18 protein-coding genes are annotated in these 20,491 nt (G+C 63.7%); 12 read left to right on the top strand and 6 right to left on the bottom strand.

Annotation, left to right across the window (positions count from 1 at the left end):
- The first annotated feature begins 299 nt into the window (after positions 1–299).
- Both KP010_RS13160 and KP010_RS23320 read left to right on the top strand, forming a co-directional pair.
- Positions 300–1,643 (top strand): hypothetical protein, encoded by a 1,344-nt coding sequence (locus KP010_RS13160; protein WP_142861458.1) that lies wholly within the window; start codon positions 300–302, stop codon positions 1,641–1,643.
- 147 nt (positions 1,644–1,790) lie between these two features.
- Positions 1,791–2,153 carry a transposase gene (locus KP010_RS23320; RefSeq protein WP_216280936.1) on the top strand — a complete coding sequence of 121 codons (363 nt, stop codon included), beginning with the start codon at positions 1,791–1,793 and terminating at the stop codon, positions 2,151–2,153.
- 202 nt (positions 2,154–2,355) lie between these two features.
- Here KP010_RS23320 and phnF read toward each other — a convergent pair whose 3' ends face one another.
- On the bottom strand, positions 2,356–3,102 hold the full coding sequence (gene phnF / locus KP010_RS13170; RefSeq protein WP_216280937.1) for a phosphonate metabolism transcriptional regulator PhnF: 747 nt from the start codon (positions 3,100–3,102) through the stop codon (positions 2,356–2,358).
- Positions 3,103–3,188: 86 nt separating this feature from the next.
- Between phnF and KP010_RS13175 the strand changes: the two genes are divergently transcribed.
- Genes KP010_RS13175 through KP010_RS13195 form a run of 5 tightly spaced genes read left to right on the top strand, consistent with a single transcriptional unit; the run spans position 3,189 to position 7,933 of the window.
- The gene (locus KP010_RS13175) at positions 3,189–4,376 is read left to right on the top strand and encodes an alkaline phosphatase family protein (RefSeq protein WP_216280938.1); all 1,188 of its coding nucleotides are present in this window, start codon (positions 3,189–3,191) and stop codon (positions 4,374–4,376) included.
- Between the two features lie 39 nt (positions 4,377–4,415).
- Positions 4,416–5,327 (top strand): phosphate ABC transporter substrate-binding protein, encoded by a 912-nt coding sequence (locus KP010_RS13180; RefSeq protein ID WP_216280939.1) that lies wholly within the window; start codon positions 4,416–4,418, stop codon positions 5,325–5,327.
- A 5-nt stretch (positions 5,328–5,332) separates the two neighbouring features.
- Positions 5,333–6,229, top strand: coding sequence for a phosphate ABC transporter permease subunit PstC (pstC, locus tag KP010_RS13185; protein WP_216280940.1), 897 nt, complete (start codon positions 5,333–5,335; stop codon positions 6,227–6,229).
- Positions 6,219–7,106: a phosphate ABC transporter permease PstA gene (gene pstA, locus KP010_RS13190; RefSeq protein WP_216280941.1), complete on the top strand. Its 888-nt coding sequence runs from the start codon at positions 6,219–6,221 to the stop codon at positions 7,104–7,106. The genes pstC and pstA overlap by 11 nt, the downstream gene beginning before the upstream one ends.
- A 26-nt stretch (positions 7,107–7,132) precedes the next feature.
- A complete protein-coding gene (locus tag KP010_RS13195; RefSeq protein WP_216280942.1) occupies positions 7,133–7,933 on the top strand; it encodes a phosphate ABC transporter ATP-binding protein in 801 nt (266 codons plus the stop codon).
- Between the two features lie 619 nt (positions 7,934–8,552).
- Here the strand turns inward: KP010_RS13195 and KP010_RS13200 are convergent.
- Entirely contained in the window at positions 8,553–11,330 is a 2,778-nt protein-coding gene (locus KP010_RS13200) for an SIR2 family protein (protein ID WP_216280943.1), read from the bottom strand.
- Positions 11,331–11,771: 441 nt separating this feature from the next.
- On the opposite strand from KP010_RS13200, the gene KP010_RS13205 reads away from it, so the two are divergent.
- From KP010_RS13205 to KP010_RS13225, 5 genes are all read left to right on the top strand, one after another.
- Positions 11,772–12,719, top strand: a complete 948-nt coding sequence (locus KP010_RS13205) for a SpoIIE family protein phosphatase (protein ID WP_216280944.1) — start codon at positions 11,772–11,774, stop codon at positions 12,717–12,719.
- Between the two features lie 210 nt (positions 12,720–12,929).
- On the top strand, positions 12,930–13,526 hold the full coding sequence (locus tag KP010_RS13210; protein ID WP_216280945.1) for a hypothetical protein: 597 nt from the start codon (positions 12,930–12,932) through the stop codon (positions 13,524–13,526).
- The gene (locus tag KP010_RS13215) at positions 13,527–13,934 is read left to right on the top strand and encodes a SiaC family regulatory phosphoprotein (protein ID WP_216280946.1); all 408 of its coding nucleotides are present in this window, start codon (positions 13,527–13,529) and stop codon (positions 13,932–13,934) included.
- 74 nt (positions 13,935–14,008) lie between these two features.
- Positions 14,009–15,733, top strand: a complete 1,725-nt coding sequence (locus tag KP010_RS13220; protein WP_253203624.1) for a S8 family peptidase — start codon at positions 14,009–14,011, stop codon at positions 15,731–15,733.
- Between the two features lie 11 nt (positions 15,734–15,744).
- Positions 15,745–17,064, top strand: coding sequence for a hypothetical protein (locus KP010_RS13225; protein WP_216280947.1), 1,320 nt, complete (start codon positions 15,745–15,747; stop codon positions 17,062–17,064).
- Between the two features lie 335 nt (positions 17,065–17,399).
- Here KP010_RS13225 and KP010_RS13230 read toward each other — a convergent pair whose 3' ends face one another.
- The 4 genes from KP010_RS13230 to KP010_RS13245 form a co-directional block, all read right to left on the bottom strand.
- On the bottom strand, positions 17,400–18,422 hold the full coding sequence (locus KP010_RS13230; RefSeq protein ID WP_371824235.1) for an aldo/keto reductase: 1,023 nt from the start codon (positions 18,420–18,422) through the stop codon (positions 17,400–17,402).
- A gap of 52 nt (positions 18,423–18,474) precedes the next feature.
- Complete coding sequence (locus KP010_RS13235) at positions 18,475–19,215, bottom strand: SDR family oxidoreductase (RefSeq protein ID WP_216280949.1); 741 nt, start codon at positions 19,213–19,215, stop codon at positions 18,475–18,477.
- 96 nt (positions 19,216–19,311) lie between these two features.
- On the bottom strand, positions 19,312–19,602 hold the full coding sequence (locus KP010_RS13240; protein WP_159726868.1) for a putative quinol monooxygenase: 291 nt from the start codon (positions 19,600–19,602) through the stop codon (positions 19,312–19,314).
- 78 nt (positions 19,603–19,680) lie between these two features.
- Positions 19,681–20,481 (bottom strand): type 1 glutamine amidotransferase domain-containing protein, encoded by an 801-nt coding sequence (locus KP010_RS13245; RefSeq protein ID WP_216280950.1) that lies wholly within the window; start codon positions 20,479–20,481, stop codon positions 19,681–19,683.
- Positions 20,482–20,491 lie beyond the last annotated feature (10 nt).

A 20,491-nucleotide genomic window follows, 5' to 3' on the forward strand; every position in this document is an offset into this window, starting at 1 on the left:
CCGCGGCGCGTCGGTTCGCCAGGTCGCGGTGGCAGGCCGGTCGATCGCCTTTGCCTTCGCCGCGCCTATCTTACGAGTTTTGGCGTCGAATGCCATTTTTCGATCTACATCACGCTGGTGGCGATCTGTGACCCGCTTTTCTTTTCGCAACTGCCGCCGTTTCGCGTCGGCGCCGACAAGGAGCGCGCCTCGCGCGGCGTGACATCCCTATGAACATTCGATCCGACGATTTGCTCAAAGTCTCTTCCGCTCGGAATTCGTCCACCTTCGTGGAGGTCGCGCGGAGAATTCCGGCGCCGATGGCGCTGATCGCGTTCATGGGCCTGTTGAAACTCGTCGCCATATTCGTCTATGTGCCCGGCGGGTGGTCGATCCTCGAGCCGGGCTTCCAATTCGATCCCTATGTTCAGTCGCTCGTCGAAGGTAGAGGATTTGTTTCGTGCGACTATGGCGCGTGCGACCATTCCTCGAGAATGCCGGGGCTTCCGTATTTTCTCTGGGCCACATCCGCGGTTACGTCGAGCCTTCGCAGCGCCGCCGTAATCAAGGCGATCCTGCTCACCCTGCTGGTTATTTTCGCATGTCGTGGGGTAGAGAAGAGCCTCGTCGCGCCGACGAGGCTACACGTCGCCTTCTATGTGGCCGTCGCGGGTTTTATTCTGCTCGCTCCCAATCTGATCAAGCATGCGGCGGTGGCGCATTACGAAGAGGGCTATTTGCTCGAGATACTCGCCATTGCGGCCGTTGGCGCGTTGACCTTACTGAGCGGCGATCTCGAGAGGGCCGGATGGAACCGCTATGCTGCGCCGATCGCCGCTGTCTCGGCCGCCTATCTATTCAAGTCGTCGATGATTGTCGTCTGGGCCGCGACGACGGCGATCGTCGTCTATGTCGCTTTCGCAGCTGGACGGAAGCGGCTGGGGTCGGCGCTGATCGTTATGGCGTTGGCGGCGCCGGCGTCTTGGCTTGGGCATAATTACGCGACGGGACACAGACTGTCGCCGATGTCGAGCTATGATGGCGAGAATATGTTCCGCGGCTGGAATACCCATACTCTGGACATTTATCCAAGATGTAGCCTCGACATGCTGTTCGAGCCGATCCGCGTTTGCGAAGGCCGCGCGATCGACCTGCCGAACGAAAAGGGGCGTAGCGGCTTCGATTCGGAATGGGCATGGAACGACGATTACAAGAAGCGGGCGATGGATTGGATAATCGAGCATCCGGCTGCGGCGCTACAGGCCTTCGGCGTCAAATTATACAGTGTGCTGCTTTCGCCACGCCTCATACCTCATACAATGACCTCGGGGCTCGAGGAGAAGAAGCGAGGCGCGCTCGAGGAATGGATCGGCGGCGGTTGGCTCGCGGTCGGTCGCGCGCTCGAGCTCTTCGGATCGGGCGCCAGCCTGTATTTGCTGATCTGCGGCGACGCGCCGGCGCGACGCGTGGCGATCGCCAGCCTTTTTCTGACGGTGGGCTATGCTGCTCCTTACGTTTTGGGCTTCGGCTACGAGCGGCATTTCTCGCTTTTCGTCATGCTGGCTTCGATCTGCGCCCTGTTTTTATTTTCTCATCTCGTCCGATTGAGGTACAGTCGAGGCGTTGCGCCGTCGCGCCAAGTGATCGCCTCGGGCTATGTCTGATCGTCCTCGGACGAAGCCGAAAGGGCAATGCGTTCCGCCAATTGGCGCATTCGGCCAACCGCCGGGCGGCGCCCCGAAGGCGTCGATCGCGCTTTCATCGTAAGCGTTCACCCGGCGCCATTCTTAGCAACATCTATGTCTACGCCTATGCGCAGAACTGACACGAACCAGTTCATCGAGGTCCGCGCCGAACGTCTCGAAGGAGCGCCGGTCGGAGAACGCCGACGTTGGTCGGAGGACTTCAAGGATCGAGCGATCACCGCGTCGCTGGAGCCCGGCACGAATATCTCGGCGCTGGCCCGTTCGCTGGATATCACGCCGTCGCAACTTTTTGGATGGCGACGCGCTGCCTCTCTCCGCGCGGAAAAGATCGAGCGCCAGTCGCCGGCGGAGCCGCGTGCGGCAAAGACGCGGCGCGTGGAGATAGAACTCGGCGGGGCGGGCGAAGCGATGGTCGAGCGGCACTATGGCCATCTCGCGCCGACCATTTGCGCGCCGAGGTCGCGATGATCGGCGCCCGCCAATTTGGGGACAAAACTGGGGACAAGAAACGCAAGGAGCGCTGCGCTTGATTGGATATATTTGATTTCATTGGTGGGCCGGGCAGGAGGCGAAGCGCAGGCGTATAAATCGTTAAAAATCAAATGTTTGATTGCCGTCTCCGCTGGCGATGTTATGCAGTTTGTGCGGCGCCCGCAAGCGCCGATGTCGATCAGGAACTTTCGTCGTCGAAAATGATGTCGACGCGCGACGCCGCGAAGGCGCTGGCGTCGAGATCGATCGGACGCCCATCCGTGTCGACGTTGACGCTGGTCCAGGCGAGGATCGGAGCGGTGGGGGACGCCGCCAGATCCTGCGCCTCTTGCGACGTCGGCAGCCGGGCGGAGATGCGCGTCGCCTTGCGCGTGTAGCCGACCACGCCATAGCTGGCGAAGGTCTGTGTGATGGAACGCGTCTTCGCGAAGCGTTCCGCGAAGTCGGCGAAGCGATCGGCCGGAAAGCTGTGCCGGGCAAGAACGATCGGAACGTCGTCGCCGCTGCGCAGCAGGTCGAGACCGACGATCGGCGCGCCGACCTCGAGGCGCAGTCGCTGCGCCGCTTCTCGATCCGCAGGCGTCGTGGCGGAGCGCAGAACCCTCACATCCGGTCGTAGGCCGACCTTTTCCATATTCTCCGTGAAACGCGAGCGCGGGCCGATGCGATAGGGGATGGGCCCGCTCGCGACATAGGTGCCGCGGCCGCGCCTGATCTCCAGCAGGCCGCGCCCGACGAGGCTTTCGACGGCGCGCCGCACCGTGTGCCGATGCGCGCCGAGCTCTGCGGCCAATCGATGTTCCGGCGGCAATCGATCGCCGGCTCCGAACCGCCCGGCTTCGATCGCCGCCGAAATGGCGCGTTCCGCTCGCCGCCAGAGCGGGGCTTCGGGGTCGTCCGAAAGAGCGAAGGAGGCGTTCGTCATCAAGGCGTCACCTGCGTCGTGTCGATTGCCGCTCAGAGATACAGACGTCTGTATGAGATGGCAATCGACAAGAGAAGGCAGGGGGAATGAAGGCGGATGCGAATGGCGGCTCGGGGATCGATCGGCTTCATCAGCGCATCGTCATTCTCATGTGCGATGGGCTCGGCTCCGATTATTTCGCGGCCTGTCCGACGCCGACGCTGAAGCGCTGGGTCGAGGGCGGGATCGGCGCGCCGGTCCGCGCGGTGATGCCCACGGTGACGAACGCCAATAATGCGTCGATCTGCTGCGGCGCATGGCCGTCGGTTCACGGCGTCATCGGCAATTCATTCCTCGATCTTTCGACCGGCGCTGAAGAATATATGGAGACCGACGCGCTGCTTCTGGCGCCGACTCTTTTCGAGCGCGCGGCCCGCTACGGCGTGCGCTCCGCTCTGCTCACCAGCAAGAAGAAGACGACGAGCCTGCTCGGCCGCGGCGCGGATCTGCTGCTCGCCGCCGAGGAGCCGTCCGCGGAATGGGTCCAGCGTCTCGGCGCGGCGCCGAACATCTATTCCTGCGAGATCAATTACTGGCTGATGCGCGCGGCGATCGACGTGTTGAAGAGCCGGCCCGAGATCGGCGTGCTCTATGTCCACACCACCGATTATCCGATGCACATGTGGCCGCCGGAGGCGCCCGAATCCAAAGCGCATCTCTTGGCGCTCGACGGGTTTTTGGCGGAAGCCGAGGCCGCGGCCCCCGATGCGGCTTTTCTCGTCAGCGCCGATCACGGCATGAACTATAAGACGCGGTGCTGGGACCTCGAGAAGGCGCTCGCCGCGCGCGGCGCGCCGGTCGTGGCGGCCATTTCGGCGGAACGCGACAAATATCTGCGCCATCATCGTGGCATGGGCGGCTCGGCCTTTGTGCATCTGTCGGCGCCGGCGGATGCGGAGCGCGTCGCGGCGGCGTTGCGCGGCCTCGAAGGCGTCGAGCGCGTGATGACGCGGGCGGAGGCGGCGCAAATCTTCGGCCTGATGGCGGAACGCATCGGCGATCTCGTCGCGCTCGGCGACAAGGACACTGTGTTCGGTCATCTCGACGTGGAGATGGAGCGGATGCCGCCTGAGTTTCGCACGCATGGCTCGCTGCATGAGAGCGATGTGCCGCTCATCGTCCACAATGCGCGCGGCGCGCCCGAGGCGCGCTATTTCCGACACAATCTGGATTTGGCGCGCTGGCTGTTTCCGATCGCCGCGACCGAAGAGCTTTCGTCGGACGAGCGATCTTAACCGCGACTCTGACAATCGAAACGCCGTAACGAGGTAGTCATGTCCCGTATACGTCTTCATTCATGTCTCGCGGCCGGCGCCATCATTGCCGGCTCGCTTCTCTCCTCTCTCGCCGCTCATGCGGAAGATGGCGTGCTGCGCGTCGGAGGCTCGACGACTCTGGCGCCCGCCGTCACCAATGCGGCGATCGCTTTCATGGATCGGTTCAAGAGCTGGGAGGAGGCGGGTCCCTCGCTCCCCAAAGCCCAGCCGATCGTCTATGTCACCGGCGGCGGCTCCGGCTTCGGGATCAAATCGGTCATCGCCGGAGTCGTCGATATCGGGCTCGCGTCTCGCGATCTGAAGAGCGGCGAGAAGGATGCGCTCGGCGAGCATCAGGAATATGTCGTCGGCAAGGACGCAGTCGCCATTGCGGCGCGCGCCGATAATCCTTTGGCCAAATCGCGGCGCAATCTCACGAGCGAGCAGGCGCGCAACATCTTCAGCGGCGAATACAAGACCTATCGCGATATCGACTCGCGCCTTCCGGCGCAGGAGATCGTGCTGCTCGTCCGCGACGCCGGCGCCGGCTCCGCCGAAATTCTGCAAGACAAGATCATGGGCAAGACGCAGGTCTCGCCCGGCGCCTTGCAGATGCCGAGCCAAGGCGCGCTGCTCAAGAAGCTCGAATCCAACCGCAACGCAATCGCCTATATTTCTGCGGGCCTCGCGGGCGAGAGCAAGCAGCTGGCGGCCTTTTCTCTCGACGGGGTCGAGCCGAGCCACGACAATGTCGTCGGCGGCGCCTATAAGCTCGCGCGTCCTCTGCTGATGATCGTCAAGGGCGCGACGCCTGCGCTGACGGCGAAGCGCTTCGTCGATTATGTTCTGGAGCAGGGGCAGGAGACGATCGCCGCGCAGGGCTATGTGCCGGTGCGGCAAGCCGCCGCGTCCGCACCTCTGCCGAGGTGAGCGACATGACCGCGGATTTGTTCCGGTTGGAGCCGATCCGCGGCCGTTTCGGCGACCGCGCGGCGCAGCTCTTCTGCTACGCCGCTCTCGCGCTCGTCATCGTCTTTCTCGCCGCGCTGCTGCTGCTCATATTGTCCGAGGCGCTGCCGGCGCTCTCCGACCCGCGCGCGCTCTTCGGCGATTGGGCACCGGCGGCCGATCCTCCGCGTTTCGGTTTCGCTCATGCGATGATCTCCACGCTGATGGCGACCGCGCTCGCCTTGCTGCTGGCCGTTCCGATCGGATTCGGAATCGGGCTATTCGCCGCGGAGATCGCGCCACTATGGATGCGCGGCCTGTTGCGGCCTGGTCTCGAGCTTTTGGCGGGCGTGCCTTCCGTCGTCTACGGCTTTCTCGGCTATGTCACGCTCGTCCAGTGGCTCGAGCGCCATGGCGGCATGGCGACCGGCGAGTCGCTGCTCGTCGCGGCGCTCGTTCTCGCCGTCATGACGCTCCCCTTCCTGGCGGGCGCTTCCGCCGAGGCCTTCGCGGCCGTGCCCCGCGCGCTGGTGGAGGCGGCCTATGCCGCGGGGGTCACGCGCTTCCATGTCGCGCGCCGCATCCTCGCGCCGGCGGCGCTTCCTGGGCTGTTCGCGGCCGTGGCGCTGGGGCTCGCCCGCGCGATCGGCGAGACGCTCGCCGTGCTGCTGCTCGCCGGCAATTCGACCTCGACGCCGACGTCCTATCTCGATCGCGGCCAGCCGCTGACAGCGCTGATCGCCACCGAATTGCCGGAGGCCGGAGTGGGCTCTGGGAAGTATCACGCGCTCTATGCTGCGGGCCTTGCGCTGCTTCTCGTCGCCGTGGCGACCAATATGCTCATCTGGCGCCTCAAGGCGCGGGCTCTGAGCCATGACCGCTGAGCCGTCGCGCGCCGCATTCATCGCGGCTCTCGCGCCCCTGCCGCGCGTCGCGCGTGGATGCGATCTCTTCTTCACCGCTGCGGCTTGGGGCGCTGGCGTCGCCGGTCTTCTTCTTCCCTTCGGCATTCTGGCCTATCTCGCATGGGAAGGCGCGGCGCGCGTCTCCTGGGTCTTTCTGACGCGCGCGCCGGCCGGCTCCGCGCCGGGGGCGGAGGGCGGGATCGCGCCGGCGATCCTCGGCACGGCGGCGATGGTCGCGCTCGCAATATGCTTCGCGCTGCCGCTCGGCCTCGCGGCGGCCATCGGCCTCGTGGAATATACTCCGCCAAATTCGCGTGCGGCGCGCGCGCTGCGCTTTGGCGCCGAATGCCTCGCCGCGACTCCGGCCATCGTCTTCGGCCTATTCGGCTATGCAGTTCTGGTGGTTCTCTTCGGCTTTCGCATATCGCTTCTCTCCGGCGCGCTCACCTTGGGCCTGATGATGCTGCCCATCATCCTCATCGGCGCCGAGGAGGCGTTGCGCTCCGTCGAGCCGTCGCTGCGCGAGGCGGCCTTGTCGATGGGCGTCAGCCGCTGGCATGTGACGCGGCGCATCGTCCTGCCGCGCGCCTGGCCCGGAATTCTGGCGGTCGCGGCGCTGGCCGGCGGACATGCGGCGGGCTCGGCGGCGCCGGTCATATTGACGGCGGCCGTGGCTTTCGCCCGCGGCGTTCCGACGCTCGACGCGCCGGCAATGACGCTGCCGACGCATCTCTATTTTCTCGTGAGCGAAGGGGGCGATCTCGAGCAGGCCTATGCGACCGCGCTGGCGCTGGTGTGCGGGCTGCTGATCGCGAATCTCTGCGCGGGAGCGTTGAAACGGCGGCTCGCGCGCTGAGCGCGCGGCCTATCGAGGAGACACCGATGATCGCATTGGAGCTCGCGTCCGATCTCGAGCAGGCGCCGAATGCGCCGGCCGCCTTCGAGGTCGATCGCCTGACGACGGCCTATCGCGGCAGGCCGGCGCTATGCGACATCTCGTGCGCGATTCCGGATCGGCGGGTCACTGCGATCATAGGGCCGTCCGGCTGCGGCAAGTCGACCTTGGTCCGGGCGCTCAATCGCACGCTGGAGCTCACGCCGGGCGCGCGCCTCTCCGGCTCGGTGAGATTCGGCGGCCTCGACCTCTATGCGCCCGGCGTCGATCCGCGCGCGGCGCGGCGCAGCCTCGGCCTCATCCATCAGCAGCCGGTGGCCTTCCCCATGTCGATCCTCGAGAATGTCCTGTTCGGGGCGCTCTTCCACGGCCTCTGCAAGAAAGCCGATCGCGAGTCCTACGCGCGCGTGTTTCTGGAACAGGTCAATCTTTGGGAAGAGGTGAAGGATCGTCTGCACGAGCGCGCGTCGCGACTTTCGGGAGGACAGCTGCAACGGCTCTGCCTCGCGCGCGCGCTCGCCAATGGGCCGCGCGCGATTCTGATGGACGAGCCCTGTTCGGCGCTCGACCCGTTTTCCACCCGCCATATAGAGGAGCAGATTCTCGCGCTTCGCGATTCCTATCCGATTGTCATCGTCACTCATGACATCGGCCAGGCGCGCCGCATCAGCGACCATGTCTTGTTTCTAGTGGACGGGCGCCTCGTCGAAGCAGGACTGAGCCGCCAGATATTCGAGACGCCGCGCAGCCGGCTCGCCGGCGCCTTCATTTCTGGACATTGCGGCTGACCGGGCGAGACTGGCGCGACGCCACTGCTCGACCGCCACGGCGGCAGCGGGAGCTACGCCGGACTTCAGCTGACAGGGCGAGTCGAGCGGCGGCTTTGGTTTCGCGGTGCGGGGGCGAAATGAGCGACTTTTATAAGTGATTGATTTCATCGGTGGGCCGGGCAGAGGCGAAGTGCGGGCATATAAGGCTTTATAAATCAGATACTTGATTGCCATCGTCGTAGGCGATGTTGTGCAGATTGTGCTGTGCTTGCAAGCGACCATTGTGGCCTTTGCCGCCATGCGCCAGTGATCGACCTCTCTTCTCGTCGATGAGGCCATCGGATCGCGTCCTTACGCAGGACGCGCGGGCATCTTCGCTATCTTCTCGAGTGAAGCGATCATGTCGCGGCTCTGAAGCAATGTGGATTTTGAGGACCGATCCTGCGGGAAATGAATTGAACAAAATTGCGAGATCAATGCAGCGTGAAACCATCCGATTCGTGATCGGAACTGCGATGGTATGACCCGGCACAGAAGAACGGCGCGTCGGCTAATGCTACCTGGTCACAGGAAAGAACGACAGGGCTGACAAATAAGTCTGCCCCTGGCACTCAAATAGGCTTGGCCTAGCGCAGGTTCATTGCAAATCGCTGATATTTATCAAGTTTTCTAGAACGGCCAGCCGACGCCTGATGATCGGCCGAAGCAGTGGGCCTGTCGTGGACCGATCGATCGCTCGCCACTTGTCGCGGAGCTGCTCCAGGTTCCCACGTTTCGCCGGATCTTCTACGATTGCTCGTCGGGCGCTTTCTATCAACTCCTTTCCGAGAGGCAAGATGTCGGTAAGCAGCTCCCGCGCTTTCACTTCCGTGGCGGGCGAGCTCACGTTGTTTTCTTTCGACATCCACACGGCTGTCAGCAGCTTGAAGGGATCGGGCCATGCGGAGGCGCGGGACGATTCGAATTCGTTAGGGACCGGGAGATCGAAGAGAGTGATCAGAGCCTCGAGCGTGGAGTGGGTCGTTTCGACAAGGCGAACAATAGCTGCTTCGAAGAGAAATAATTGCCGATCCCATCCGCAGCCGGTGGCGAGAAAAATCGGCGACTTCGCGACGCGACACGCCAGGGCGAAGCCTTGCTCTGCGAGCCGGCCTGCCGATTCGTTTGTCGCGCGCAGGATCAAGCCGGCGACGAGATGTTGGAGCAGCACGACCTTGCGGTCCAGAAAACGACCGTCGACGACCTCGGAATGAATCGCCGGCGATGCGACGAGGCGCGCGAGAATCGTCGCGAGCGTGTCGAAGTCTTCCAAGGCTCGCGCGGGATCGAAAATTCTGTCGAAGATCGGCGAGCCTGCGAGCGGAATGTCCTCGGGCGCGCTGCTGCGCAGCAAAAGTCCGAGCGCCAGTCGCCGGTTGGTCGGAGCGACGAGCTCGGCCGCGGCGATCGCGAGGCGAAAGGCGCCCTGGCGATACGCGATGGGCAGTCCCGTGGTTTCGCACAGGATGACGAATGTGCTCGCCGGATCGGCGAAAACGAACCGCTGTGCGCCACGCTCCCCTTCGATCGCCGCGGAGTCGTCGGCGAGCGGAGCGCCGCCTGTCGCGCGGCTTTGCGTGATGGCGTTGGCGAGGCGGCCGGCGAGCTCGCGAAGCTCCCGGCGTGGATCGCATCGTTTGGCCTCGAGCTCGTCTAGCCGTTCCTGAAGCTCGTCGAATTTTTCGTCCAGCGTCAGATTGGTGCGGGTCGATCCCACCGATCCGCGTGCGAACTCGTCCCAATTGCCATCGATAAGATCCGCATAGAGGAAGTAGCCCCAGGCTTCTCGCGATTTCACCCACATCTCGCGCTGCCTCGCGCTGCCGAGCGTCCGCAGGAGCCCGACCGCTTCCGAGATCTCGTGATCCGCCACTCTGAGACGTCCGACCTCGCGGTGCACCGCGGCGCGCCGCAAATTGCCGCTGGCGTCGCTCGACTGGGTAGGCCATTTTTGGAGCAATGCGTCGACCGCGACGGTGTCGACATCCCCGAGCGCGCGCCATATCGCGGCGCGCAGGACGAGCTCCCTGCCTTCGCCTTCGCCGCCGGCGAGCCAGAGAATGTCCCGCAATGTTCGCGCCTTGTCCTTCTCGCTGCGCAGGCGGGCTTCCCTCTCCACGAGCTCGATGAGAGGGAGCGCGTCCCGCACCTTTGCGCGCGTATGCGCCGGATCGCGGCCGAGGTAGCGGTCGCGATCGGAGGCCGCGAGCAGGGCGCGCGCGCGTTCGGACTCGTTTTCCGGTCCTGCTGCGGATTGATGGGCGTCGGTCCAGACGGCGGAAATATGCGCGGCGAGATCGTCGAGATCGCGCGCAGCGCTGGCGTCGCCCGAGAAGAGCTCGCCGAGCAGGCCGGCGAGCAGAGTCTCGAGCCGTCGGTACAAGGCCTCGCTCGGTCGCGCGAGGCCGATCAGCAAGGCCTGGGCGACGAGGATCGCGCAGTCCCGGCTTCTGCTCTCGAGCTCGCGCGAACGCCTGTCGCGGGCTTTCGCCGGATCGCGCGGCCGCGTCTCTCCCAGCTCTTTCAGCCCCGACGCCTCGAAGCGGTCGGCGTCGAAGGCCGGAGCGACGGCCTCACTCAAGCTGACGATCAGCTCCTCTCGATTGCGCGCAGGCGCAACCAGCCAGCGCGGATAGGACGCGAGCCGGTCGCGCCAATCGTCGATCGTCCCGGCGGGCTTGCGTCCGCCATCCTCGGCGCGTCCAAATCGCTTCGACGATGGCCAATCCATGTCGGGACGGAAGTGTCGCAGCCGCTGATGGACGCCCTCGAGAAACGCCTCGATCTTCTGACTGTCGCTCTTGTTCTTCCATTTGTCGTGCTGCGACAAATCGATCGTGTTGATGAGCCGGCCAGACATGAGATGTATGTCGATCGGGTCGATCGGCCGGACCGTCACCAGATAGAGCGGTTGCAAATTGGTTCTGAGATGATCTCTGACCCAGCCGTGCCAAGCGCGAAAATTGGGGTCAGCGCCGGAGAAGCCGAACAGCACTACGACATTCTCCATCAGGCTCTGCTGAACGAGCGAGACGAAGGGCGCATATTTGACCGGATAGGAGCGGAAGTCCTCCTCGGTGAAAATCAGCCGGGTGCCCGAGCGAGCGCAGCCATGCAGCTTGACGATGCGCGGAGAGCTGGTCGAGGCGATTTGATCGACAGTTACGACCGTGTCGTATGAGCGATCGTAGGTGTCGACCGCTCGCTCGAGCAATGAATCCCAATTGGTGGTGAAAATGTCCGCCCAGGGCAGGCGTACGAGCAATTGATGAGCCAGCCCCGGCTGATAATCCTCATCGGGAACCGCCTGCTCCAGCGCCGCCCGCAAACGCGCGGCGCCTTTCTGCGCCTCGAACTTGTCTCCGAGCGTCATCATGCCGGACGCGCCGGCGGCGCTCGCATGCAGGCTTCTCCGCCGCTCCCACAATGGACAGCGCCGGGGACGGTCCGCTGGGCAGGGATCCGCGGCCCCGCACCATTCGCACGGCGGCACCAGCTCGTCGATCAGGGGACGAACGATATCGCGCCATAACGGAAAGCGACGGCTCGTCTTCGTCAAAGGCTCGGCGTTCAGGCTGAAGCCCGCTCCGATGATGGCCGTGGCGCGGCCGCCTCCGCCTCTCCCGTCGCGTTCGGACAGCGCCTTCGCGATCGTTTCGATGTAACCGTCGACATCCATCGCAATGAACTCTCGCAAGACGTGCTATTGACACAAACCGGCAAAATACGCATCATTTCGAACAAAATTGGCATCAACGAATGCTATTGGCAAGCGACGATTTCAGTTAGATTTAATATTGGAAGGACGCTCGTTGCGATGTGTGAAGACTATCAGCCCAATCCGTGTCGGGCGCTAAAGGACGAGCTGGAGCAGCTTTCCTGGTTGAACAGAGCGATGTTCGAACGGCTGTTCGACGGTCGCGTCGCCACGAGCGAATGGATTTCTCACGCCTTCGATAGAACCGATCCGGCCAGCGACGAATGTTCGGCCGAACGACATTCGGATTTGAGAATCGACGGCGATTTTTTTCTGATCAAGCAGGTCGATCCTTATGTCTATATCATCGTCGGGGATGCGACCGGGCACCACGCCTATGCGGGAGGCTTGAAAGTCTTTATCGCCGCGGCTGTGCAAAGAATTTTCGACAGCTTGGCAAAAGCGCCTCCTCCAGAGCCTGGAACGATCGTCGAGCTATTGCAGGATGTTTTCAGCGTGGTGGGAGGCGCTCGCGCCGGCGAAGTCGCATCAGAGGCGCGCGGCGGCGCGAATATCGCCGTCGTTCGGATCGCAACCACGGGCGAACATTCGATGTCCTATGCGAGCGCCGGCCTTCCGATCTATGCCTTGGCAAAGGGAAGGAAAACGACGAAGCTCGGAGAGTTCAACGATCTCAAAGGCGTGCGCTTCCCGTTCAGCAATGATGTCGTCGCGCCGTCGATCGTCTCCAGCGACGGGCCGCAGGCGCAGGACTGCGCGTTTCTCGCCATCTTTTCGGACGGGTTTCGCGACCTTGCGCGCCAGCGTCCGGGCCAGGGGGCTCCGACCAATGAATTCTTTCGAGCAAAGAGCGTTTTAGACGTTCTCGAGGCGACTGTGGCGCGCGAAAATGGCGAGCAGGTCGTTTCCGCTCATACGCTCGTCGAGGCTGTGATCGCGGCCGCGAGGGAGTTCCGTAAAGGCTGCCTCGTTCCCGAATTCGGGGATGACGACCGGCTCATCGTCGTGATCGATCTGACGCGTCTGTGCTCGCTCACTCGAACGTAAAGGCGCCGCCGATGTCGCGACTTGTGGGTGTCCGAAAAGAGCGAGCCGCCAGATCTAAGATTTTCCTCATTGCGAATCGTGGGAAAATTCGTTTCAATCGCGCCGAGAATTTTTCTCCTGTTCCGTTACGTAATAGAGTTGAGCCATATCCGATGATCGATGTCCTGCCAGCTCTATTTCAAAGAGCCTGACGACCGAGAGAGGGGCTCAATGACAATTCATTACAAGCGCATCGAAGACTTGGTCGCGATGTTTCGCCTCGGGCGGAGCGAGCTCGATCCTCATGAAAATGTCCTCTTGTCTGCTGATCGGTCGGATCTCGCCGACGGGGGGAAGATGAATGCGCTGTTCGAGGATGTCGATCGGCTGCTCACCGAGCGACGAGTGGACAAGAGCGCGATTTACGCCACGAAAAACATCATTCTCGAGCTCGCGGGCAATGCCGTTCTCCATGGCGCGCCGTCCGCTTCCCGACCCGAGCTGCTCGTGTTGAGCGAGCATGGCGATCTCCTGCGGATTTGGATGTTCGGCTATGGCCGCAGGGGTCAGATCGAGCGACTGGAGCGGATCATCAAGCTCGTCGGCGAGATGGCCAAGCCGCCTATGCATCGCGAGGCCTTGTTGAGTCGTCGGAGCAAGAGCATTCTGGCGAGATCGCACTCGGAGCCGAGCAAGGATCTCGGCGGCAGCGTCGGCGTGATGACGATCGCCGCATTGTCGAGCCGGCCTTTGCTGTTTCTGCCGCATCACATGAACGGCCATTCCTCTTTTGCGTTGCAATCCACTGTTTCAGCCCATGGCGTTTAGATGAAGCAAGACAAGAAAGCCCAGATTCCGGGCGTCGATATGACATTTCCCGATGGCGGCACGGGCCGCATCTGGGGCGTGTCGGGCGTCAACGACCTTCGCGGCGCGACTTTCGTGAAGGCGGAGGCCTATTTGAAAGAGCGCGCTCGCCTCGATGAAGCGTTCGAATGGACCATTCTCGTCGATCTCGAATTCGTGATTTCCAGCGCGATCGCGCCGCTCGTCGCTCTGCTGAGAACACTGAAGACGCTCGCCGATGAGAAGCCCGATCGGCGATCGGTCGTCGTCCGCTGGAATGTCGCCAAATCGAACGATGCGATGACGCGTCTCGCCGAGGACGTCGAAGCGGAATTTTCGAAAGCGGCTTCATCCACATTCAGGCTGGAGGTCTCGCTCGTCGACCCGTGAGCGCGCGCGCGTGACGGCGCTCCCGCGGCGCGGACGATGAGAGGCGCTTCCGACAGGCGAAGCGATTCGGACAAATGGCAGCTCGACCCCCGAGACAGACCGACGCCGCGACGAAATCGATCCGCGACATGCTCGCCAAATCGACCGTCTCCCTGGAGCTGCGCGCCGCGATCGAGGCGAAGCTGGGCGCGCGGAAGAAGGCGGCGCGGAGAGGCGCTGCGAAAAAGGCTGCCGAAGCTTTCGTTCTAGCGTCGGAATCCTCGGCGGAGCCCGATCATTTCGAAGTGATCATCGAATTCAATCGCGAGGTCCCGGGCGGCGTTCCGGCGGCGCGGACGGCGCTGCTCCTCGCCTACCGCAAAGCTCGCGAGACGACCGGTCCAGCGCTGACCGCCGAGGAGGGCGCGCTGACGACTGCGTCCGCCGTGTCCAATCCGAGCGCAGCGATCGACGACGCCGGGCTCGTCGACGCGTTCGGCGCCGGCGATCGTTTGAAGATCAAGAAGTCGCTCTGGACCGACAGCTATGTGTTCGCGTCATTGTCCGCCGAGGCCATTGCGAGGATATCGGCTTTCGAGCTCTTGCCGTCCGGCAAGTCGACGCGCGTCCCGCTCATTTATAAAATCTGGCGAGACCAGCCGATCAAACGTTGCGTCTACGTCTCGCGGCGGACGGTGAAGGGCGACGCCGCTCTCACGACATTCGCCACCGATGGCAAGGGGATCGTCTGGGCTGTCGCCGATACCGGGATCGATTGTCGTCATCCCCATTTCCGGACGCTCGACACATTGGAGCCGCCCGACGGTCTCGCGCATATGGACTTCACCGAATCCGGAATCGCGGATGCGCCGCTGATCGACGACGACGGGCACGGGACCCATGTCGCGGGCGTCATCGCCGGCATGACGTGTCGAACCGCCGATGCGCCGCCTCTGCCGGTCGCCGAAGCGACGCGACAGAAGATCGGCAATCTCGGCGTGCGGAAAATCAAGATCGTGACGGAGAAGCTCGGACGCGACAATCGTCGAGAGCGGGAGGAGCGCGAGCACGAAGCGCCGATCTCCGGCATTGCGCCCTTTTGCAAGATTTTGAGCCTCAAGGTCATGCGCGCTCATGACGACGGCGATCTGAGCAGTCTCATCGCCGCGCTCACCCATGTGCGAAGGGTCAATGATTACGGGCGAGATGGACGAAATCTGAAGATACACGGGGTCAATCTCAGCCTCGGCTATGATTTCAACGCCGAATGGTTCGCCGCCGGTCAGAGCCCTCTGTGCATCGAGGTCGATCTGCTCGTGCGCTCGGGCGTCTGCGTCGTCGTGGCTGCGGGTAATGGCGGCTATGGCGCGGTCACCGACGATCGCGGCGGCAATGTGCAGGCGACGCATCTCGGCTCGATTTCCGATCCGGGCAACGCCGCGCTGGCGATCACGGTCGGGTCGACGCACCGCGATGCGCCGCATTCCTATGGCGTCTCTTATTTCTCCGCCAAGGGTCCGACCGCCGACGGCCGCATGAAGCCGGATCTCGTCGCGCCCGGCGAGCGCATCGTGTCCTGCGACAAATTCGCGCCCGCCGACGCGACAGTTGCGCCTTACAAGGTGGACTCGGGCACGAGCATGGCGGCGCCGCATGTCTCCGGCGCGATCGCGGCTTTTCTTTCGGCGCGCAACGAGTTCATCGGGCGGCCGGAGGATGTGAAAGCGATTTTTGTGAAAGCCGCCACTGATCTCGGCCGTCGTCCCGAATTTCAAGGGGGCGGCTTGCTCGATCTGATGCGCGCGCTCCAATCCATATAGGAGTTCCAATTATGGGCGCTATCGCCAATTCACCTTTCGTCTGGTTGAAGTTCGATGAAAAAGGCGTCGTCGACGCCGCCGGACTCGACGAGTTGTCGAGAGTTTTGAACAGTGGTGGGGTCGACGAACTGGTTGTGATGTCCCACGGGTGGAAAAACGACGAGCGAGACGCTGAAAAGCTCTATAGGACGCTCTGGACGCATTGCTGCGCCTTCCTTGCGCCGGAGCGGCCAGCGCGCATCACAGTCGGCGGCGTGCTGTGGTCGTCGAAGGCTTATCCCGACAATTTCGATTCCGAGATGCTCGCCGCCGTCTCGCAGGCCGGCGCCTTGGGGCGCCGGGACGCCGCCGCCGTCCGCGATCTCGACGACGCGGACTTCGACCGCATTTTAGCGGAGTTCGAGAATTTCATCGGCCCCGGGAGCCGGGCGGCGATCGCGGCGGCGCGCGTCGCGGCGAGCGGTTTGACCGCGAACGAGGCGCATGATCTCGTGACCTTCGGCGCGAGAGCGGTCGCGGCCGACGCGTGTCAAAGCGACGTCGAGCTCGCGAAGGACGCGGCGCCGGTCGCCCGCTCCGCCGCCGACGCAGCAAAGGCGAAGACTCTTCTCCTCGCCTTGACGGCCCCGCCGCGCCTCCAAATCGGAGCGGGGGTCGTAAAGGCGCAAGGCCTCGGCGATATCGTTCAAAGCCTTTTCTCCGGCCCGAAGGCGGCGATCGCCCGCTTCTTGAATCAGCTCACTTATTACGAGATGAAGAAACGCGCTGGCGTTGTGGGGAACGGTCTCGCGGAATCGGCGCTGCAAAGTCTCGCCCCGGCCCGTCCTATCCGTCTGCATCTCGTCGGCCATAGTTTCGGCGCGCGTCTGGTCACTGCGGCGGCCGACCGTCTCGCCGCGCCCGGCGCGCTCGACTTCTTCTCTCTCACACTCTTGCAGGGCGCCTATTCCCATAACGGCTTGGCGCAAAACCTCGGCGCATTTCCCTCCGTCGTGGGAAAGCCGACGGGACCGATCGTCATCACCCATACGCATAACGACATTGCATGCACCTTGGCTTATGCGATCGCATCCCGTCTATCGCGCGATACGGCGCAAGGCATCGGGGATCGGCGGGACGAATTCGGAGCGATGGGCGCGAACGGGCCGCAGAGGCTGGAACCTACGGTTCTCGCGCCCGAAGACGAGACGGGCGCGTTCCGCCCCGAGCGAGGCAAGGTCAACCCGATCCTCGCGGACAGATTCATCGTAAAGACGGAGTCTGTCGACGCTCACAACAATGTCGACAATAAAGAATGTGGACGTCTGCTCGCCGCGACGCTCTCGTGTTGACGCGGTTGTGTCGACGAAAGCAGGAAGGTGATAAGTCAATCGGTTGATTGCTGCGGCTTACGCATGTGACGGCTGTAAGCGGACTTGGCGAGGGGCGGGAGGATACTGCCCCCGGGCGTCAGAATGCGCAAGTCATTGGCTTCGCATCGCGTCCGGCGATGTTGGCCGAGTGGTGTCACGCGCATTTGTAGCACGCTGGCGCCGCGACGCAATCTGTGATCCGCCGCGGCTATCTTTGAGACGGTGTGCGACCGGTCGGCTCGTTCCCCAAATGGTCGCGGCGGCGAATAGCGCGCATGACTGGCTCGGATCGAGCCGGCGAGCCTCGTCGCAGATCACCGTGCGACAGGAGTTGGCGCGGCAGGGTCGATGAGGCCGGCGTCGCGCAAACGGTGCCAGAACTCCGCCGGAATGGCCTCATCCATGGCGGCGCGATCCTCCGCAATTCGGCTCGGACGGCTCGCGCCGGGTATCGCCGCCGCGACCGCCGGATGCGCGAGCGAGAATTGTAGTCCGGCCGCCTTCATGCCGACGCCATGCTCGTCGGCGATCGCCTTGATCCGCGCCACCTTGTCGACAATGGCCGGCGTCGCCGGCGCATATTCGAAATTGGGTCCGCCCACGAGCGCGCCCGAGCTGTAGGGCCCGCCCACGACGATGCGCAGACCGCGTTCCGCCGCCATCGGCATCACGCGCTGGAGCGCCTTTTCATGGTCGAGCAGCGTGTAGCGGCCGGCCAGCAGGAATTTGTCCGGACGCGGCTCGTCGAGCTCCATCACGATCTCGATCGGCTCGACGCGGTTCACGCCGAGTCCCCATCCCGCGATCACGCCTTCCTCGCGCAGTCGGTCGAGCGTGCGAAACGCTCCGAGGCGCGCGCTCTCGAACATGGCCAGCCATTCGTCGCCATAGAAGTCCTGCGCCACGTCATGGACGAAGACGAACTCGACATGGTCGGTCCTCAGGCGCTTCAGACTGTCTTCCAGCGAGCGCAGCGTCGCGCTCTCCGAATAATCATTGACGATGCGGTTCGGACGGCCATGAGCGAAGACGCCGCTCTTCTCGCCGAGATCGCGGGCGCCAATGTCCTCGATCTCGTCGAGGATTACGCGGCCCACCTTGGTGCTGATGACATAATCCTCGCGCGGCTTCCCCGCCAAGGCTTCGCCCAAGCGCAGCTCCGCGAGGCCGGCGCCATAGAAGGGCGCCGTGTCGAAATAGCGGACGCCGTTGTTCCAGGCGGCCTCTACCGTCGCGAGCGCTTCCTCCTCGGGAATGTCGCGGAACATATTGCCGAGCGGGGCGGCGCCGAAGCCGAGCTTGCTCGGGAGAATCTTCTCTATGCTCACGGGTTCGATCCTTTCGTTGGCGCGGCGGCTGTGTCTCGGGCCGCCGCCGACCTCTGGTCGATCAGAATTCCTGCGCGGTCGGGCGCAGCACGATTTCATTGATGTCCACATCCGCGGGCTGCTCGATCGCGAACGCGATGGCGCGCGCGACGGAAGCGGCCGGAATGGCGATCTTGTAGAAGTCGATCACTCTCTCGCGGGCGCCGCTCGTCGTCGAATATTTGAGGTCGCTGTCGACGGCGCCCGGCTCGATCGATGTCACGCGGATTTTTTCGCCGATCTCCTGCCGGAGCCCTTCGGAGATCGCGCGCACGGCGAATTTGGTGCCAGAGTAGACCGTGCCGCCCGGCGCGAACACCTTCGTTCCCGCGACGGAGCTGATATTGATGATATGGCCGCTGTCCTGCGTGACGAAGATCGGCAGAGCGGCGGCGATTCCATAGAGCACGCCCTTCAGATTGACGTCGATCATCGCATCCCATTCGTCGGTGTTCTCCTCGATCATGGGACGGATCGGCATCAGTCCGGCATTGTTGACGATGACGTCGAGCCGGCCGAAATCGGCGACCACTGCATCGACGACCGCCTTGACCTGATGCTTGTCGGTCACGTCCAGCGGATAGGCGCGCGCCTCTCCGCCGGCTTTCGTGATCTCGGCGACGACCGCGTCGAGCTTGTCCTTGCGGCGCGCCGCGACGGCGATGCGGGCGCCGCGCGCCGCGAGATGGCGCGCGGTCTCGGCGCCGAGTCCGACGCCGCCGCCGGTGATGAGCACGATCTTGCCTTCGATGCCTTCGGTCATGATGCAAATCCTCATGTGTCGCGCGTGTTCGGCTTCTGCCGGAGACGAGGCCGACGGTTCCGCCTTCTCGCGCCGTCGGAGATGATGATTGGGCGGTCAGCCCACCTGGACAGGGTCGAGCAGCAAGGCCGTCCGTTCGGCGAGATCATTGATCGCCGCGAGATAGGCGCGGAAATGGGGCGTCTCGCGATGCGCCGCAACCGCTTCGCCGCTCGTGTAGAGCTCGTCGAGCACGAAGCGCGCGGGGTCGGTCTGGTCGCGCCATAGATCGTAGCGCAGATTGCCCGGCTCCGCGCGGCTCGGCGCGATCATGCCGGTGAGCAGCGCTTCGAGCGCTTCTTTCTTGTCGGGCCGGGCGGTGAGCAGAGCGATGATTTTCACTGTCATGGTCTTCGGTCCTTCATTTGTCGGCATGACGTTCATGCGCAGCGCCCCGCCGGTCATGCGCGTTCTCATTTCATTTGCTCATGTCGGCGCGAGCGAGCGATCCAAGGCCGCGACGAGGGCCGCTGCGGTCGGATGATCGGAGCGCGGATTCTGTCCGGTGATGAGCTCGCGGTCGATCACGACATGCGGCGCGAAGTCGACCGAGCCGACGGAAACCTCGCCGCCCGCCGCCGTCAGCGCGAAGGGCATGTCGAAATAGAGTTTCGCGTGGAGGATCTGGTCCTCGACGACCGTCTCCTCGCTCGCGGAGAAGACGGTCATCCGATAGCCAGCATATTGCCAGCCCTCGGCCCATTTCCTGGCGGTCTCGACGGCGCCGGCGATCAGAGCCGCGCGGAATTCGCGAGCGTGCGGCATCGCCGCGACCACCGCGATCGGGCCGTGGCAGAGTAGGGCGGTGGGCTTGGCGCTTTCGTGGAAATGGCGAAGGACATCGCCCATGTCGCGGTCCTGCATGAGGTCTGCGATCGGCGCGTGTCCGCCGGGAACGAAGACGCCGACATAAAGGTCGAGACCTTCCGCGATGACCTCGCGCAGCTTGCGCGGCGCGTTCATCGCGGGATGCTCGGCGTAGAAGCTTTTCGCGCGCCGATAGGCGGCCTCGTCGCCGTCGAAATGCGCGGCCGAGTCCGAGGCTGCGTCGATATGCGGCTTGGTTCCGTCGGGCGTGGCGAGGACGATCTCATAGCCGGCGTCGATCAGCGCCATGGCGGGGACGACGGTTTCGTTGAGATATTGACCGGTCGCGCCCCAGCCGCCACCTCGGACCTCGATCCGCGTGGCGTTGGAGCCGATCACCAGCACTTTCCCTTTGGTCATTGCAGCCTCC

It is taken from the genome of Methylosinus sp. KRF6 (assembly GCF_018887255.1).
Taxonomy (GTDB): domain Bacteria; phylum Pseudomonadota; class Alphaproteobacteria; order Rhizobiales; family Beijerinckiaceae; genus Methylosinus; species Methylosinus sporium.

Coding starts and splice junctions, on each gene's coding strand:
- KP010_RS13160 (WP_142861458.1), top strand. CDS start 300: ATGGCGCTGATCGCGTTCATGGGCCTGTTGAAACTCGTCGCCATATTC.
- KP010_RS23320 (WP_216280936.1), top strand. CDS start 1,791: ATGCGCAGAACTGACACGAACCAGTTCATCGAGGTCCGCGCCGAACGT.
- phnF (WP_216280937.1), bottom strand. CDS start 3,102: ATGACGAACGCCTCCTTCGCTCTTTCGGACGACCCCGAAGCCCCGCTC.
- KP010_RS13175 (WP_216280938.1), top strand. CDS start 3,189: ATGAAGGCGGATGCGAATGGCGGCTCGGGGATCGATCGGCTTCATCAG.
- KP010_RS13180 (WP_216280939.1), top strand. CDS start 4,416: ATGTCCCGTATACGTCTTCATTCATGTCTCGCGGCCGGCGCCATCATT.
- pstC (WP_216280940.1), top strand. CDS start 5,333: ATGACCGCGGATTTGTTCCGGTTGGAGCCGATCCGCGGCCGTTTCGGC.
- pstA (WP_216280941.1), top strand. CDS start 6,219: ATGACCGCTGAGCCGTCGCGCGCCGCATTCATCGCGGCTCTCGCGCCC.
- KP010_RS13195 (WP_216280942.1), top strand. CDS start 7,133: ATGATCGCATTGGAGCTCGCGTCCGATCTCGAGCAGGCGCCGAATGCG.
- KP010_RS13200 (WP_216280943.1), bottom strand. CDS start 11,330: ATGATGACGCTCGGAGACAAGTTCGAGGCGCAGAAAGGCGCCGCGCGT.
- KP010_RS13205 (WP_216280944.1), top strand. CDS start 11,772: ATGTGTGAAGACTATCAGCCCAATCCGTGTCGGGCGCTAAAGGACGAG.
- KP010_RS13210 (WP_216280945.1), top strand. CDS start 12,930: ATGACAATTCATTACAAGCGCATCGAAGACTTGGTCGCGATGTTTCGC.
- KP010_RS13215 (WP_216280946.1), top strand. CDS start 13,527: ATGAAGCAAGACAAGAAAGCCCAGATTCCGGGCGTCGATATGACATTT.
- KP010_RS13220 (WP_253203624.1), top strand. CDS start 14,009: ATGGCAGCTCGACCCCCGAGACAGACCGACGCCGCGACGAAATCGATC.
- KP010_RS13225 (WP_216280947.1), top strand. CDS start 15,745: ATGGGCGCTATCGCCAATTCACCTTTCGTCTGGTTGAAGTTCGATGAA.
- KP010_RS13235 (WP_216280949.1), bottom strand. CDS start 19,215: ATGACCGAAGGCATCGAAGGCAAGATCGTGCTCATCACCGGCGGCGGC.
- KP010_RS13240 (WP_159726868.1), bottom strand. CDS start 19,602: ATGACAGTGAAAATCATCGCTCTGCTCACCGCCCGGCCCGACAAGAAA.
- KP010_RS13245 (WP_216280950.1), bottom strand. CDS start 20,481: ATGACCAAAGGGAAAGTGCTGGTGATCGGCTCCAACGCCACGCGGATC.